This is a genomic window from Lactiplantibacillus nangangensis (assembly GCF_005405065.1).
Lineage (GTDB): Bacteria > Bacillota > Bacilli > Lactobacillales > Lactobacillaceae > Lactiplantibacillus > Lactiplantibacillus nangangensis.
Genome location: NZ_BJDI01000006.1, coordinates 26204 through 43126, shown reverse-complemented (window position 1 = coordinate 43126; position 16923 = coordinate 26204). Strand labels below are relative to the sequence as shown.

The following is a 16923-nucleotide window of genomic DNA, read 5'->3' as shown; positions in this document are numbered from 1 at the left end:
TCACTGTGACAACAAATAAGCATACCACACTTAGGCCATAAACTAAGCGTTGCTGTTCGCAAACTGCTAACTGTTTGCTGGGGCCATTTGGGCAAACGAAAAGCCCCAAGTAGCGAACCACTCAGGACTTATCGATTAAATCTTATTTGCCAGCTTTCATCTGAATTGGTGCTTCAGCTGATTCTTGCATGTTGTGTTTCTTCAAGAAGACCATTGAGACCCACAAGAGGAACAATGCGACAATGGCAAAGATTGCCAAGATAACGATCGATGAGACGAACGTCCCGTTGCCCCAGCCACCAGTTAAGGATTGCCGGAACGCGAGAATCGAGTACGTCAAAGGTAAGAATGGATGGATCACATTGAAGAAATGGTTCGTGATTTCCATTGGGAAGGTCCCACCAGAACCGCCCAATTGAAGCATCAATAAGACCATCGCAACAAATCGACCTGGATTATCGAATAACATCGACAAGAACATGACGATGAACATCGACGCCAGTGCGATCACAATCGCCGTCGTGAAGTAACCAGCCATGCTGATTGGCTTCAAACCAACGATGAGTAAGGCCACACATTCAATAATTGCCATCAAGATAGCAACCGGTGCGCCAACCGCAATCTTGCTTAAGAACCATTGTGTTGGTGTCCCATCATCGTCAGACATCCGCCGAATTGGGTAAGCGAAGTTGAAGACGATTGCCCCAACATAGAGGGCTAAGGACAAGACATATGGCGCTAAGGCATGACCATAGTTTGGCACATAACTGTAGTTAGAATGGGTCAACTTAGAAGGCGTTGCGAACATTTGCGCATTCGCATTCTTCAATGGCGTTGCATTGACCGTATCGGCACCACTCTTCAAGGAAGTGGCTAAAGTGCCATTTCCATTCTTGATTTTCTTGTTACCAGCCAATAACTTGGCTGAGTTGGCATCCAATTGATCAGCACCATCAGCGAGTTGTTGAACGCCACCGGTTAATTGACCAGTGCTGCCTTGTAATGTTTGCAAGCCAGTGTTTAATTGACCAGCACCGGTATCAAGTTGTTGAACACCTGAAACTAACGTTGGCACTTGACCGTTCAGTGTATTCAAACCAGTAGTCACTTGACTAGAGCCACTGAACAACTGTTGAACACCGCTTACTAAAGCTGGAACTTTGCCATTCAAGGTTACTAAACCACCAGTCACTTGACTAGAGCCAGCCGTTAACTTCTTAACGCCAGAAACCAAAGTAGGCACCTTGCCATTTAACTGAACAAGGCCAGTCGTTACTTTACCAGAGCCGTCGACTAATTTGACAACTCCGATTTGGACAGTGCCAATACCATCAGTAACCTGCTTAGAACCATCCGTCAAGGCGTTGATTCCAGTAATCATAGCAGGCACACTGCCATTAACTGTCTTCAAACCACCCGTAACTTGTTGTGAACCAGCTAATAACTGTGTTACACCAGAAACTAGGGTCGGCACACTAGTATTGAGCTGGTTTGCACCAACAGCAAGTTTCGTTGAGCCAGCCGTTAACTCAGCTGATTTAGCAGTTAAGGCTTTAGCACCGGTACTTGCTTGGCTAATCCCACCAACCAATGCAGGAACTTTATCATTCAAGCCTGCTAAGCCAGTACTAATCTGACTAGCGCCACTATTTAGTTCTGCTGATTTAGCAACCAACTTAGTCGTGCCAGTAGCAAGTTTTGTTGAACCATCTGATAAACCATTGATTCCGCCAACTAAGCCAGGAACTTCACCATTCAATTTAGTCAGGCCAGCACTTAAGTTTGCAGTTCCTGCTTGTAATTGTGTTAAACCGCCTGTAATTTTAGCTGAATTAGTTCCTAACTCATTAATCGCATCAGCCATTGAATCCACGCTAGTCGCTAAACTATTAACACCACTTTCGAGGGTTTCAAAGTTCTTGATTAGACTCGCCATTGAGTCATCCGTTGCTGCCTTATTCGTTGCTAGAACGGATTGTAATTCGGTCATGTTTGACTTCAAATCACTGGCAGCCTGCGTATTAGGCTTCGTCTGTGTCTGACTAACACTAGCCAAGCTAGCTTCCAATGCTTTAACCTGTGCATCAGATAAGTTTTGTGAGGCCTGTAATGCTTCAATTTTCTCATTGATTTGCTTAGTAATCGCTGAATTATCAGTCGTCGCATTACTATCAGTCGTCGTTAATTGGGCCACATTGTTTTGCATATTGCTCATTAAACTATTGGCTTTAGTCGTACTTGCGCTGGCTTGAGCCTTAGCAGCCATTTGTGCTTGAACGCCTTGCAAAGCCTTGTCCATTTGAGCCATACCAGTCTTCAAAGTAACAATTTGCGCCTTAGCATCATCGCTGGTTACCGTCGCATAAAGATCATTTAACCCTTTTGTCACTTGTTGACTACCATCCTGCAACTCAGCTACCGTTGCATCTGCGGTACTAGCACCGGTACTTAAGCTTGAGACACCAGTGGTTAAGTCACCAGTATTACGCTTCAATTGAGATAAGCCATCATTGACCGACTTAGCACCATCATTAGCAGTAGAAACGCCGGTAGTGTAATCAGAAAGTCCTTTGGTCAACCCGCTAGCACCCTTAGTTAATAAGGTCACACCACCAGAAAGTTCACCAGTCTGACTATCCATCTTTTGTAGGCCTTCAGAAAGCTGATAAACACCATTAGTATATTGCACCACACCAACTTTTAAAGCCGTTGAACCACCAGCAAGTTGTTTAGCACCACTTGTCAGGTCACCAGTTTTACCATTTAGAACAGTTAAGCCACCAGTCACTGCTTTAGACCCCTGATAGAGTTTTTCAATACCAGCAGGTAGATCCTTAGTCTGTGTTTTCAGTGTGACTAAGCCATTAGTTACTTTTGCTGAACCTTTTTTTAGTGCTGGTAACTTGCCATTCAACTGTGTTAAACCACCAGTGACTTGGCCAGATCCCTTGGTCAACTCACTAACTCCGCTAGCCAACTGCCCAGTACTGCCATCTAGCGTTTTCAAACCAGTCGTTACTTGACCAGAACCATCAACTAACTTTGTGACACCAGTTGCTAATTCACCAGTGCTACCGTTCATGGTCTTCAGCCCATTAGTGACTTGGCCAGAACCATCCGCCAACTTGGTCACACCGCTAGCTAATGCGCCGGTACTACCATTCAACGTATCTAACCCCGTCTTCAAGGCACTCCCGCCATTTGCTAATTTAGCGATACCAGCTGGTAATTGTTGCACTTTAGTATTGAGTTCAGTCGTGCCGTCCTTCAACGTATGCACACCAGTTGTGTAAGTGGTCAAACCATCTTGTAAGACGACCCCACCATCTTTCAACTGCTTAGCGCCATCTGCAGCTTTACTAAAGCCTTTTCCAGCAGTTTTCACTTGGTCAAACATTGCTAAGGCATAAGCTTTAGTCACTGAGGCCCGCACGTTTTGGTTCAGCTGGGTCGCACCAGCATCACTAATCACTTTAGCAATGTAATTCAGCGACGCGTTAGTTGAGTAATGTAACTTCATCTTTTGCGGATGCTTACTCGTTACCGTCGTTGCGTGTTTTGAAAAATTAGCTGGAATGGTCACAACCGTATAATACTTGTGATCAGCTAAGCCGGCTTGGGCTTCGTCCGCCGAAACGAAGTGCCATCCGAGTTGGTCATTTTTCTTAATGTTCTTGACCATCTCTTCCCCAACTGCTAATCGTTTACCTTGATAATTCACCGGTTTATCGTTATTGACAACCGCCACCGGTAAATTCTTTGTATCCCCGTATGGATCCCAGACCGAAGTCAGGAAGAAGACACTATACAAAAATGGAATTAAAACCATGACCGCCACCGAAATCCATAGAATCTTACTATGGAAGATCGACCGCCATTCTCCACGAATCATTTTCACAACCTGAAACCTTCCTTCACAGAATTTAAATATGTTGTTCTAGTGAGAACAACGACGCTAACGTTGTCTCAATTGCTGCCTGAATTTTTGGATCACCACCGTCACGGCGATCGTTATTTAACCATTGCACAATACTAGTAATGGCCCCACTAACTAAGTAGGCTGTTAAATCTGGCTGGCGCGCATTTCGAATCATGACAAAGACCCGATCCATGGCCCCAGTGTGCGCAATCGTCAAGAAACAGTCATTGATCACTTGTTGCGAGCGCGCATTATCACCCTCGGTATTGGTCACCAACAAATGTCGCAAAACTTGGGTGTGCGTCCCGATATATCGCGACATCACCACTGAACCAGCGGCATCCGTCTGTTCAACGGCCAATAACTCTTCTAAGGCGCGCATGACCATCTGGGCCAATAAATCAAACTTGTCAGTGTAGTAGCGATAAAAGCTACTCCGATGAATCAACGCTCGCTGACAAATTTGTTCCACTGTAATTTGTGAGATTGACTGCCGTTCCAATAACTCGTACATCGCACGTTGAAGATCCAGCTCCGTCCGAATTGAAATTGCCACCACCCCTTTTTATGGTATTCGTTAATTCGAATATAGGAATATAATAGTCCGAAAACAACGTTGCTCCCGCGGCAACGACTTTAGTCCCCTAATGTAAATATGGCTTTAACTTGAGATCTTCTCGTAAAGTATGAATTAAATGTTCAACTTTAGTTAACGGACCATCAAACGTCACACGATAGTAATTACGCGTGCCTTGACGTTCAACACTAACAAAATGATGATCTTTTAACGTTTTAAGTTGATGGGACACCGCTGGCTGCGAAATCTGCATGATTTTGGTCAATTCCCCGACCGTTAACCCCTGAGCATGCTGAGTTAATTCAATCATGATCTGCTGCCGGCGTTCATCCGCTAAGACTTCAAAAATCGGAATCGTTTCGCGGAATTCTTGCAAAGCTGCTTCGTTTGGATTCATTTAGTTTCCTCCTTATATTCTTATATTCAAATATTAGAATGAATCAATATTACCCCCATTTTCCACTTTTTGCAACAGTTAATTGAAACTGTCTGATTTCAATACAGATTGACTAAAATGGTCTTCTTAGCACAATAGATAGCGCTTACAATTAGACCAAATCAACTTGGAAGGCGTGTTCAGATGAAACCATTAAATCAAGATGCCATCATTTTACGTTTAGGCTTAGTGACCGGTTGCTGGTTACTCGTCCAATTACTATTGCTTCCTTCAGCCTTGCACGCTAATGCAACCGTGCTACAACTTTCTGGCGTGGCACTCCTCGCAATCATTGCCACGATTGGCCTGCTCGATTGCTATCGGGCCTGGAAACAACGGCTCAATTGGTGCTATGCAGGAACTGACTTAGCCTTATTGATCTTAGTTGCACTCTTGTTATGGTAAACTCCGACACCTAAAAATCTCGAAGCAACATGTGCATCAGTTGCTTCGAGATTTTTTACGATACTATCGATTTGATTGTCGTTGGTTAAAATGATCATAGATCGAACGTTTGTTGACAATTAAGTCAACAATTTCATCAGCGCTTGTCACTGCAATATTTTTTCGAGCTAAAAAATTAATGAATTGTGGAAAGAATTGTCGCAACTGTGCCGTCAATGACAAGATAAACACTTGTGTGGCTGTCTTAATTTGCAAGTCAAAAAAATCGGGATTAAAGTCAAACGGTGAAAATCGCTGGCGCCGCTGATAAATAATTTTTGCCTCAATGATCTCATTATAGTCAATGACGGTCGTCGTTGGATGATTGGTTAGCAACTGTCTTAATTTTCCTAAGTTACTGTGTTCGTAGCTTGTAATATCAAGTTCCTTTTGTTCAATGACCCAATAGTCATGAACAGTAACTGGCAAGACAAACACCACACCTAATAAAAATACGCCAAGGGTCAGCCAAAACGGTTGGTAACCAAATCCCGTCAAAAAAGCCGTAATGCCCGCCCATAAAACCATTGCCAACAATGCTTTAAAGTAACTATAACGATGACCAACCAAGTAGGGCTTCTTAAAAAACGGACTTCCCTGAACCAATTCATCTAAAGAAACGTTATACAAATCAGATAAAGCTAAAAGATTATCAATCGATGGCACAGCTTGACCCAGCTCCCACTTAGAAACCGCCTGCGTTGACACAAATAGTTTTGCGGCAACTTGAGCCTGCGTGTACTGATGTTTCAATCGTTGCAGCTTGAGAATAGTCTGAATTAACATTTAAATCCCCCCACTTCTTTAGCCTCAGTATGGCGTTACCCCGACATTTTTTCAATCAACTCATGGTTGAATTGGACTAAATAGCCATTTACACGCAATTAAAAAAATTATCTGTGTCACAACTACAACCCGTGACTCGTGTATTAATTATGCGAATCGGCTTGGAACCTAAACGCGTCCGACTTCATGAAATTACGCTACTTTTTTAATCGTGCGATTGACGCAACAAAAAAACGCCTGACAAATTGTCAGACGCTACAAGGGTCTTAATTCCAATCAGACTGATTGAATAGTAATAACATGGTTGGGAGCCACGTTAGTTATATGGAAAAATCACAGGATTCTGGGAAGGAATGACCAGTGATCAGAGTCTAATTTACTGACTAAGCGTTACTTGCTAATTATATGAGAGAAAAATTGCAATTAACGGCGGTTAAGCAACGCTATGGCATTAGTATAGCGAGTTTTTCTATCTTTGCCAGCACTAAAAGTCCTCGGTTGTCGCAGAATACGACAATTTTCAAAGATTGTCGTAATTTTCATTACTAATCGCCCAATCTATTGCTAATGGAAACGGTTAATGGGACAATCTGATTGCACTTAAAAATCTTATGGAGATGAAGCTATGCAATCAAAATTTTACCCATACCTCGCCTTTGATAACGCCAAAACTGCGATCGACTACTACCAACGAGTCTTTGGCGCGACTGACGTTTATCGCTTAAGTCCTAAACCAGAACAGGCCCAACAATTTGGGTTACCTACTGACGCTAATTTAGATGACTTGACCATGCACGCTGGCTTTACCGTGTTAGGTGTTGAAATCGAATGCGCTGATGATTTTCGTCACACGGCCAAACCGACTGATCAAATTACATTGATGATCGATATTAACAGTGAAGATGAAGCGACGGCCCAAGCCGCCGACGACTTTTATCAACACTTAGTTGATTCCGGTGAAGTCAAGATTACCATGCCATTTGCCGAACAATTCTGGGGTGGCAAAATGGGGCAATTCACCGATAAATTCGGTGTTAATTGGAGCCTACACACCTCACCTTGGTCCATCGCGTACGATCACCAGCCAGAATAACAGCGACAAAATCCCAGCTAACTGACAACTCCTTAGCTGGGATTTTCTGATTAATTGAGTGCTTTTTTAACCGCTTTATAGCCATACTTGACCAATTCACGTTCCACTTGTTTGGACGTCGTCGTACTGCTTGAATAACGACTCGCCTTCGTATTAGCCGTACTCGTCACTTTGTCTGCACCAGCGACCTGCATATTGCTGTCGGCCTTACCTCGGCCAGTCGCATAGTCAAAGCTGACGCCTGGCTCAACGTTCCAAATATACACATTAAAATTGACGCTGCCATCCGTCGAAACGGCCTGTGACCAGTAACCGCGTGGCATCAATTCATTGCCTCGGAAAACGGTCGTCACCCGATAGATGACCTTTTTACCTTGTTCCAGCGCAGTCCGCACCTGATCTTCATAGATCTGCATTGTCCGCTGGTTAGAATAAGCCGTTTGCGTGGCTAAGTTCTTAGGGTTATCCAGACTGCCATCCTCGCCGGAACGATACTGACCGTCTTGCGTTAAATTGAACGTAATCGTATACGCAATCAAATGGCCCCGATTTTGTGGGTAGACCCGCTTGCCATTGACGGTAATTGGTTGATTATGCCACCCCGTTGGACTCCAGTTTTGCGCTGCCCGGCCAGCTGAACGGCCTAAATTAGCTTTGCTCAAATAAGCCGTATCCGTGGTCGTTCGATTCAAGCTATCCAAGTTGCCATAGTCGATCTTCGACTTTTTCCACAAACTACTCTTTAAGGTACTCTTACCACTATTGACTTTGATCGCCGCTGCGCCACCAGATTGATAGGTTTGCTTCGCCAAACTTGCATAGGTGGCTTTGTCATTGCCAGTCGTGCTGGCAGCCGAACTTGCCGTAGTCGTCTGGCGACTGCCAGAACTGCTATCCGACGTCAGTTGGTCCAGTGTGCTGCAACCACTGAGTAAGACTGTCAAGCCAATGAGCCCCATCAAACGCGCCAATCGCATTCGTTTCATCATGTCATTTCCGCCCCATCTTTTTTAGATTACAGTCTCTATGATAACCTACTTCCACGAGGGGAACAAATGTTTTTTAATTAGATTTTAGGGTGGCGGCGCAACCAGTCTGTCCGTAAGATACCGTACTTCATTGAGTCGTAATACTGCCCCTGCCAATACCGTACTTGTGGAATCTGGCCTTCTAAGTTCAAGCCAACCGCAGTCGCTAGATGCGTCATACGCGTATTTCCTGACCAAGTCGTCAGACCAATATGCGGCAAAGCCGTGCCGACCGTAAATAAATGCGTTAGCCACTGTGTGAGTGCCTGCTGCCCAATATGCTGGCCCCAATGTTGATCATCATAAATTAAAATGCCGACCTCTAGCCAGCGTTGCAAGGCGCCATCGACAAAGTGCTGATTGACACTGCCGACAATCTGACCGTCAACTGTGATCACCCAATTTTTCTGGTGAATCAACCAGTCACTGGGGCCAATCACCGTTTCAAAATCTGATTGGCTTGGTAACACATCATGAAAATACGGCCCATTCCATTTGGTCCAGGCGGCCTGCGGATCACTAAAGCCTAATTGCCAAATCGTCGTTAATTCCGTCGCTTGAGCTGGTCTAATTTTGACACTTGTCATGCACTCATCCCCGTTTCAATTTAGGCACAGTATAGAAAAAAGCCACTCTAGAAACAACTAAAGTGACCGTTAGCTTAACTTGGATGGTGCGCAAGCTTCGATTTTTCTACAAAATGGGGCCGTTTGGATTGCGCGGGCCGGAACACGAAAATGTTCACCGCCACCCCAATCACAAGTAGCACAAAGGCCAGCGCCATAATGTGATGCAACCCATTATGCAAAATGGCCCGCATCGCTGGTAATAACTTGGCTGGTAGCCCTTTGGCACTGTTAGCATCACTCAACTGATTCATCATGTTCATGGAAATTTTACCGTTTGATTGCGCCACGCCTTGCGTTAAGGAATGATTCAAGACAACACTGTAAATCGACGACATGAACGTCTGACCCAGCATCCGCACTAACAAACTAAACGACGTCGCAATTGGGACATCACGATGCGCCGCCTGTTGCTGAACGCTGACTTGCAAGACCGTAAAGCAAATCCCAATCCCGCAGCCTTGAAAGGCCCCGGCAACTAATAGCAACCAGTAATTGGTCTGCTGACCAGCGAGGGCCAATAAACCAGCCGCAATCAACATGCCAGCGAACCCAATCATGACCACGGTCCGTGTTGACCATTTACGTTCCAAATTCGAACTCCACTGTGCCCCCATAAAGTTGGTGATGGAACCCGGGATCTGTGTGACCCCACCAATGACAGCGGTCGTTCCGAGCAAGCCTTGCGCCCACATCGGCACGTATACGTTGAACCCGACGAAGAAGCCATAAATCAGGAAGAACATCACAAACGACGCCACTAGATAACGATTTTTAAATAAGCGACTAGGTATGATTGGATCGACCGCCTGCGCCTCCGCTGCAACCAAACCAGCTAATAAGACTAATGCTAAGGCCATAATCGCGCCAACCCCAAGCAGTGGTAGTTTACCAATCATTTCAATCCCAACTAGCAAACTGACCAACCCCGTCGTCAATAGCGCCGCGCCGAGATAATCCACTTTCGACGCCGCCACTTTGACCTTTGGCGCTTGATACAACCATTGAATAATGGCAATCGACGCTAGCCCAATTGGGACATTGATATAGAAGACCCAGTGCCAGCCAAAGTTATCCACAATAAAGCCACCCACTAATGGACCAATAATGGCAGCTGTACTGAAGCTCGCCGTGACATAACCAAAGACCTTACCACGTTTAACGGGATCTTTGTAAATTTCAGCATAAATAATATACGGAATTGCGGTCATCCCGCCACTCCCAATCCCCATAATCGTCCGGGCAATAATTAGAAAATAAATATTCGGTGCGAGACCTTCAAATAGCGCCCCTAACACAAAAATGGTGGTCGAAATTTGATACGCCCGTTTATTCCCAATCCGTTCGCCCAGCTTACTCCACAACGGGGTCGTGACGGCACCACCCAACAAGAAGACGGCAACGATCCACCCCATCAGCTGAATCCCATGTAAATCACTAATAATCGCTGGTAAGGCAGTACTAATAATTGTACTATCCAGCCCATTCATCGCATTTGACAGCAGCAATGCCACTGTCACGATCATAACTACTTTCTTCGACAACTTACTTCCTCCAAAATGCCTATGTACGACAATAAACTTAAATCAGCGATTACCAACTTATTCTAAAATAACCGTTATCTACTAGACTACACTATTTTCTGAGTAGCGACTACGATTTTTCTGAAAACAGGCCAGACAAAAAGCGTTCCCAATCCGGCTGAAGGACTGAGAACGCAACTATTTAGGACGATTCTAGTTAAATGCTGCTGAGCATTTAACGCTGAGGCTTACTCAACGTTTACAGCATACGACCTGAAACGCGTTTCAAGTCAAGCACTTTTGGCAATTAACCAGTCTTTTTTCGATAAGGCATACCGCATGACGTGAATCAGTTCACCATCATCTAAAATGAAGGTGTCCATCTCGCCAAGATCATGCATGCCAAGCTTCGCCATCACTCGGCCAGAGCGTGGATTGACGCTAGCGTAATGGGCCTCAATCCGGGAATAATTCAACGTTTCAAAGCCATAGGCCATCAAAGGACGCCCCGCTTCAGCGACATAGCCATGGCCCCAAGCGTCAGGACTGAGCGCATAAGTCAGCTCACCCGTCGTTGCCTCAGAATGGAATTCATAAAAACCAATTAATTGGTGATCACTTTTGCGTTCAAGCCCAAAGACCGTGTGCGCATCCGCTAAAAAGTGCGTTTTAAAACTTTCAGTAAATTGGGCGGGCGTTTGCAGCACGCGGTAACGTAAATAAGCCACCACGCGTGGATCTAACAGCATCGCTTGTAAGGCGTCATGGTCGGTTGGCCGCATTGGTCGAACGATCAAACGGTCCGTTTCAAATTGTGTCACTCGGGTCACCTCAAATTAGAATTAATGCCAATAAGTTTATTTCAATGACCTGACTTTTTCAATTATTTTGTTCACTAAACACCCAAGGTCAAGCGGGCGGCCCGTGACATCCGCGCAATTGACCAAGCAGGTGACCAAACCAAATTGATGTCAACTGTCTGAACACCAGGCAAGTCCTGCATCGCGGCGGTAATGTCATTCGCCAACACGTCCGTTAACGGACAACCCATCATCGTTAAAGTCATCGTGACCACACAATGACCGTTATCGTCCAGCGTCACATCATAGATCAAGCCGAGTCCAACCACGTCAACGCCCAATTCTGGGTCAATCACGTGGGTTAACGCCGCCATCCCGGTCGCTTTAAAAGTTGCCATTAGCCAATCGATCCTTCCATTTCAAAACTGATCAAGCGGTTGAGTTCCACGGCATATTCCATCGGAAGCTGTTTCGTAAATGGTTCCACAAAGCCCATGATGATCATTTCCGTGGCTTTTTGTTCAGAAATCCCACGACTCATCAAATAGTACAATTGGGCTTCCGAAACTTTCGAAACTTTCGCTTCATGTTCCATCGAAACATTGCCATTTAGAATTTCATTATACGGAATCGTATCACTTGAAGATTGGTCATCCATGATAATCGTATCGCATTCCACATGCGCAAACGACCCATCTGAATGCCGGCCAAATCGGACCGTCCCACGATAGTCTACCGCGCCGCCATCCTTAGCAATCGACTTGGAAACAATCGAAGACGTCGTATTCTTCGCATTGTGAATCATCCGTGCCCCCGTATCTTGGTCAACGTTATGCCCAGCGACGGCAATCGAGAGCATCGTTCCGTGGGCCCCTTCACCGTTCAAATAAACGGACGGATATTTCATTGTAATCTTCGACCCAAGATTACCATCGATCCATTCCATCGTGGCATGTTCAAAGGCTTGCGCCCGTTTAGTTTCCAAACTATACACGTTGTTCGACCAATTTTGAATCGTGGTGTAGCGACAAGTGGCGTTCGCCAGTACATTCACTTCAACGACCGCTGCATGCAAGCTATCTGAATCATAGCTTGGCGCCGTACAGCCTTCGACATAATTTACGCTGGCGCCCTCATCAACAATGATCAGCGTCCGTTCAAATTGACCGGTTTTCTCCGCATTCAGTCGGAAATACGCCTGAATCGGGGTCGTCACTTTGACACCCTTGGGCACATAAATGAATGACCCACCTGACCAGACGGCGGCGTTCAAAGCCGCATAGCGATTGTCAGTTGGCTTCACGAGTTGCCCAAACCACTTTTTGAACAGCTTCGGATAGCTTTGTAACGCTGTATCAGTATCGGTAAAAATAATACCACTCTGTTCGAAAGTCTGTTGCATCCGGTGATAGACAACTTCCGATTCATATTGTGCACTCGAACCCGCTAAATACTGCCGCTCAGCTTCCGGTACACCTAAGCGGTCAAAAGTTTGTTTAATTTTATCCGGCACATCCGCCCAATCACGGTATTGTTTGTCAGTTGCTTTTTGGAAATATTTCATATGGGCCATATCCAGTCCTGATAAGTCGGGGCCAAACTTGGGCGCTGTCGAGTTTAAATAAATCGCGTACGCGTTGAGGCGGTAGTCTAACATCCACTGTGGCTCGTGTTTTTCGGCTGAGATTTGCCGGACTACGGCTTCACTCAGCCCTTCACCCGTTGAATAGACCGGTGTCACGTCATCATGAAATCCATACTCGTAATTTTCAGTCCCATGCACAACGTCGTTCAGTTTTTCACTCATGTTTGCTTGCCTCCTCTAATCCTTGCGCAGCCGCATGCCAGGCCAGCATGGCACAGCGAATACGAGTTGGAAATTCTGCCACACTCCCTAGCACCGCAGCGTCACCGAGTTCCTTTTGGGATGCTGCTGAAATCGGCTCACCCATGACCAACTTTGAAAACTCCGCAATTAACGCCTGAGCCTCAGGTACTGAATGACCCAGCAAAACATCCGTCATTACGCTGGCCGACGCTTGCGAGATCGTACACCCAGTTCCCATAAATTGTAACTGGTTGATTTTGTCAGCGTCGACAACGAGCTGAACTGTAATGACATCGCCACAGGTCGGATTATTCAGCGTTGTTTTTTGCACACCGAGTAACTCACCCTGATGATGTGGCGCTTGCGCATGTTCCAAAATCACCGTTTGATATAATGCGTTCAGTTTTAACAAGCTCATCGCTGAAAGAACTCCTTTACTGCCTGCAAGGTCGTCAAAAAATGGTCGATCTCAGTGGTTGTATTGTAAAAGGCCACACTCGCTCGCACCGTCGCGGGGACTTGTAATAATTGCATCAGTGGTTGCGCACAATGATGACCCGCTCGAACTTCAACGCCGCCCAAATCTAGACCAGTTGCCAAATCGTGGGGATGAATTCCCGCCACGTTAAACGCAACCACCGGCCCGTGTTGTGCCACTGATTGCGGGCCATAAACCGTCACCGCTGATTGCGCCAATAAGCCGTTCAGTAAAGCTTCAGTCAAAGCTTGTTCTTGCGCTTGAATCGCCGCAAAACCGATCTGTTGTAAATAGGTCAAAGCGGCCCCTAAACCAATCACCCCACTGATATTCGGCGTTCCGGCTTCAAACCGTTGCGGGATTGGGGCAAATTCTGTCCGCTCCCAAGTCACATCGCTGATCATTTCACCGCCAAATTGAGCCGGTGTGAGGGTCTGTAACAGACTGAGCTTACCGTATAAAACGCCAACACCCGTTGGCCCATAAATCTTATGGCCTGAAAAAGCATAAAAATCAGCGTCAAGGGCCTGCACATCAACGGGTTGATGGGCCACCGTCTGCGCCCCATCGACCACGATAATGGCCCCATGTTGATGCGCCACTTGCGCTAACACCTTGATTGGATTCGTGACGCCTAAAACATTGGAACTGTGCGCCACGGCCACTAAGACGGTTTTGTCACTAATGAGTTGCCGGGCTGAAGCTAAATCTAGCTGACCATCCGGCTGTAATTGAATCACGCTTAATTTGGCCTGCTTCCGTAACGCTAACTGTTGCCACGGGACCAAATTACTGTGATGTTCCATGGCCGTCACCACGATTTCGTCGCCGGCTTGTACAACTTGTTCACCATACGTTTGAGCCACCAAGTTCAAACTATCCGTCGTCGACCGTGTAAACACAATACTTTCCCGTTGTGGCGCATGGATAAAAGCGGCCACTTGGTCCCGCACCGCTTCATATTGCGCCGTCGCTCGCGCCGCCAACGTATAGACTCCACGATGAACATTTGCATTATCCGCCGTATAGTAGGCGCTAATGGCATCGATAACGGCTTGTGGCTTTTGAGTTGTCGCAGCATTATCCAAATAAATCAGTGGTTCATCATTAATTTTAGTTTTTAAAATAGGAAAATCAGCCCGAAACTCAGTGATTGCCATCAGTTAGCCGCCTTTCAATTAACCCGTTCAGTTCAGTTCGCAATTGTTGCGATCTCAGTTCAGTAATGACCCCTGCTAAGAACCCACGAATGACCAAACGTTCAGCGACAGGCCGTGGAATCCCGCGACTGAGCAAGTAATAGAGCTGCTTTTCATCGACCCGCCCAACACTGGCAGCATGACCGGCTTCCACATCGTTTTCATCAATTAACAGGATTGGATCAGCATCTCCTCGCGCTTTGGAAGACAACATCAACAACCGATTCTCTTGATCAGCCTTCGCGCCGTGAGCGCCTTTGACGATGTGACCAATCCCATTAAAGATCAACGAAGCTTCATCTAAAACAATGCCACGCTGCACGATATTAGCCGTTGTTTGTTTCCCATAGTTTGTCACCCGGGTGTCGATTCCCTGGGTTTGTTGGCGATTCGCAATCGCAATCGTTTTGATTTGCGCCGCCGAGCCCCGGCCTTTTAGTTCAGTATCAAAGTCAGCGACCACGCGACCCGCATTCATTTCAGCCAGCTCCCAATTCAACTGGGCATCCGGCGCCAGCACCCCACGCCGATTCAAATAAGCCGTCGTATTCGCACTAAGTTGATCAATGCCCGCAAATTCAACTTGAGCTGCATCTGCCGCAACGACTTCCACCAAAACATGGGCCGCGTTGGCGTGTTCACCTAACGTTTTCAACCGTTGAACCACTTGAACCCGACTGTTTTCGCCCGCAATCACTAAACTATGATTGAAAAAGTTCTGCCGTTGCCGACTATCGACGAATTGGGTGATTTCAATTGGGGCCGTCAATTGCACATTAGCTGGCACATACAAGAAAAACCCGTTAGTCATGAGGGCCGTGTTCAAGGCAGTTAGTTTATCCGTCCCCAGTTGCAACGCTTTTTGCATTAAATAGCGTTGCACTAAATCACCATGCGCTCGAATCGCATGCTTTAAATCAGATAAGATGACCCCGCCTTGAATCGCTTCCGTTGATAAACTAAGCTGAATGGTCGTTGTGCCCACTGAGTAAAATTGCTGCCCAGCACCCAGATTTTCCACTGGTTCTGCACTCGATTGTTCAGTTGGCATCTCAAAATCAAATAATGGCCAATCACGATAATTAATTTTTTCAAATTTAGGCAGTGGCAGTTTCTGATAAACGGCGACGGCTTGTTCACGCAACTTTAATAACCAACTGGGTTCATGTTGCGAACAGGAATACGCCTGAACTCGCGCTAATAAATTTTGTTCAGTCATGACTCAACCTCGTCATCCGTCAACGCCACGTCCAGTCCAAGTTCATCGCGTAAGCCAGCGTAACCTTCCGCTTCCAAGGTATTGGCTAATTCAGCGCCACCAGTTTTCACGATACGGCCGTCCATCATCACATGAACAAAATCGGGAACGATGTAGTTCAGTAAGCGCTGGTAGTGGGTGATCATGAGCGTCCCGAAATCAGGCCCTTGCATCGCGTTTACCCCTTTAGCAACGACTTGTAAAGCATCAATATCTAACCCGGAGTCAATTTCATCCAGAATCGCAAACTTAGGTTGAATCATTAATAATTGCAAAATCTCATTGCGTTTCTTTTCGCCACCCGAAAAGCCTTCGTTCAGATAACGTTCAGCCATGGCATCTGACATATTCAATAAGGCTAAATTTTGATCCAATCGGTCTAAGAATTCCGTGACTGGCAATTGATCAGCCGCATCACGTTGGGCATTCACTGCGGCCCGTAAAAATTCAATGTTCGTCACGCCTTTAATTTCGGCTGGATATTGCATCGCTAAAAAGAGCCCGGCCCGTGCCCGTTGATCGACCGTTTGACGCAATAAATCAACACCGTCCAGTGTCACACTTCCACTGACAACGTGGTAGGCCGGATTACCCATAATTGTTTCTGACAAGGTCGATTTACCCGTGCCGTTAGGTCCCATGATGGCATGGGTCTCGCCGGTTTTAAGCGTTAAATTCACACCTTTGAGAATCAGCCGTTCTTGTTCGTTTTCTGTGACTGATACTTTTAAATCTTTAATGACTAATGTAGACATTGCAAGTTCCCCATTTCTAACAATCACTACTTTATGTAGTTGACCATTCCAGCTGGACTACTAGTGATTGTGTTTGAGCTAATGTTTCTAGTATACGTTATTGTCAGCAATTCTGGTGAGCCAATTGCAAACAAGTTAGTCAAGCTTAGCCAACTTTTTACCCGTTTGGACAG

Annotated in this window: 16 protein-coding genes; 2 read left to right on the top strand and 14 right to left on the bottom strand. The window is 46.0% G+C overall.

Going from position 1 to position 16923, the window contains the following annotated elements; all coding sequences use genetic code 11:
• Positions 1–142: 142 nt before the first annotated feature.
• From FFM70_RS06430 to FFM70_RS06420, 3 genes are all read right to left on the bottom strand, one after another.
• Positions 143–3892: a YhgE/Pip family protein gene (locus FFM70_RS06430; RefSeq protein WP_137616094.1), complete on the bottom strand. Its 3750-nt coding sequence runs from the start codon at positions 3890–3892 to the stop codon at positions 143–145.
• Positions 3893–3923: 31 nt separating this feature from the next.
• Entirely contained in the window at positions 3924–4475 is a 552-nt protein-coding gene (locus tag FFM70_RS06425) for a TetR/AcrR family transcriptional regulator (protein WP_137616023.1), read from the bottom strand.
• 88 nt (positions 4476–4563) lie between these two features.
• Positions 4564–4893: an ArsR/SmtB family transcription factor gene (locus FFM70_RS06420; protein ID WP_137616022.1), complete on the bottom strand. Its 330-nt coding sequence runs from the start codon at positions 4891–4893 to the stop codon at positions 4564–4566.
• A 183-nt stretch (positions 4894–5076) separates the two neighbouring features.
• On the opposite strand from FFM70_RS06420, the gene FFM70_RS06415 reads away from it, so the two are divergent.
• Positions 5077–5337, top strand: coding sequence for a hypothetical protein (locus FFM70_RS06415; protein WP_137616021.1), 261 nt, complete (start codon positions 5077–5079; stop codon positions 5335–5337).
• A 63-nt stretch (positions 5338–5400) separates the two neighbouring features.
• Here FFM70_RS06415 and FFM70_RS06410 read toward each other — a convergent pair whose 3' ends face one another.
• Complete coding sequence (locus tag FFM70_RS06410) at positions 5401–6162, bottom strand: helix-turn-helix domain-containing protein (RefSeq protein ID WP_137616020.1); 762 nt, start codon at positions 6160–6162, stop codon at positions 5401–5403.
• 625 nt (positions 6163–6787) lie between these two features.
• On the opposite strand from FFM70_RS06410, the gene FFM70_RS06405 reads away from it, so the two are divergent.
• On the top strand, positions 6788–7255 hold the full coding sequence (locus FFM70_RS06405) for a VOC family protein (RefSeq protein ID WP_137616019.1): 468 nt from the start codon (positions 6788–6790) through the stop codon (positions 7253–7255).
• A 50-nt stretch (positions 7256–7305) separates the two neighbouring features.
• Here FFM70_RS06405 and FFM70_RS06400 read toward each other — a convergent pair whose 3' ends face one another.
• From FFM70_RS06400 to sufC, 10 genes are all read right to left on the bottom strand, one after another.
• Entirely contained in the window at positions 7306–8244 is a 939-nt protein-coding gene (locus FFM70_RS06400; protein WP_137616018.1) for a DNA/RNA non-specific endonuclease, read from the bottom strand.
• Positions 8245–8321: 77 nt separating this feature from the next.
• The gene (locus FFM70_RS06395; protein ID WP_137616017.1) at positions 8322–8870 is read right to left on the bottom strand and encodes a GNAT family N-acetyltransferase; all 549 of its coding nucleotides are present in this window, start codon (positions 8868–8870) and stop codon (positions 8322–8324) included.
• Positions 8871–8944: 74 nt separating this feature from the next.
• A complete protein-coding gene (locus tag FFM70_RS06390) occupies positions 8945–10453 on the bottom strand; it encodes an MFS transporter (RefSeq protein ID WP_137616016.1) in 1509 nt (502 codons plus the stop codon).
• Positions 10454–10722: 269 nt separating this feature from the next.
• Complete coding sequence (locus FFM70_RS06385; RefSeq protein WP_137616015.1) at positions 10723–11253, bottom strand: GNAT family N-acetyltransferase; 531 nt, start codon at positions 11251–11253, stop codon at positions 10723–10725.
• Between the two features lie 74 nt (positions 11254–11327).
• Positions 11328–11630 (bottom strand): metal-sulfur cluster assembly factor, encoded by a 303-nt coding sequence (locus FFM70_RS06380; protein WP_137616014.1) that lies wholly within the window; start codon positions 11628–11630, stop codon positions 11328–11330.
• Positions 11630–13039 (bottom strand): Fe-S cluster assembly protein SufB, encoded by a 1410-nt coding sequence (gene sufB, locus FFM70_RS06375; protein ID WP_137616013.1) that lies wholly within the window; start codon positions 13037–13039, stop codon positions 11630–11632. Before sufB ends, FFM70_RS06380 begins: the two co-directional genes overlap by 1 nt.
• Positions 13032–13478 carry a Fe-S cluster assembly sulfur transfer protein SufU gene (sufU, locus tag FFM70_RS06370; RefSeq protein WP_137616012.1) on the bottom strand — a complete coding sequence of 149 codons (447 nt, stop codon included), beginning with the start codon at positions 13476–13478 and terminating at the stop codon, positions 13032–13034. The genes sufB and sufU overlap by 8 nt, the downstream gene beginning before the upstream one ends.
• Positions 13475–14698 (bottom strand): aminotransferase class V-fold PLP-dependent enzyme, encoded by a 1224-nt coding sequence (locus FFM70_RS06365; RefSeq protein WP_137616011.1) that lies wholly within the window; start codon positions 14696–14698, stop codon positions 13475–13477. Before FFM70_RS06365 ends, sufU begins: the two co-directional genes overlap by 4 nt.
• Positions 14685–15956 (bottom strand): Fe-S cluster assembly protein SufD, encoded by a 1272-nt coding sequence (gene sufD / locus FFM70_RS06360; RefSeq protein ID WP_137616010.1) that lies wholly within the window; start codon positions 15954–15956, stop codon positions 14685–14687. The genes FFM70_RS06365 and sufD overlap by 14 nt, the downstream gene beginning before the upstream one ends.
• Entirely contained in the window at positions 15953–16750 is a 798-nt protein-coding gene (gene sufC, locus FFM70_RS06355; RefSeq protein WP_137616009.1) for a Fe-S cluster assembly ATPase SufC, read from the bottom strand. The genes sufD and sufC overlap by 4 nt, the downstream gene beginning before the upstream one ends.
• Between the last annotated feature and the right edge of the window lie 173 nt (positions 16751–16923).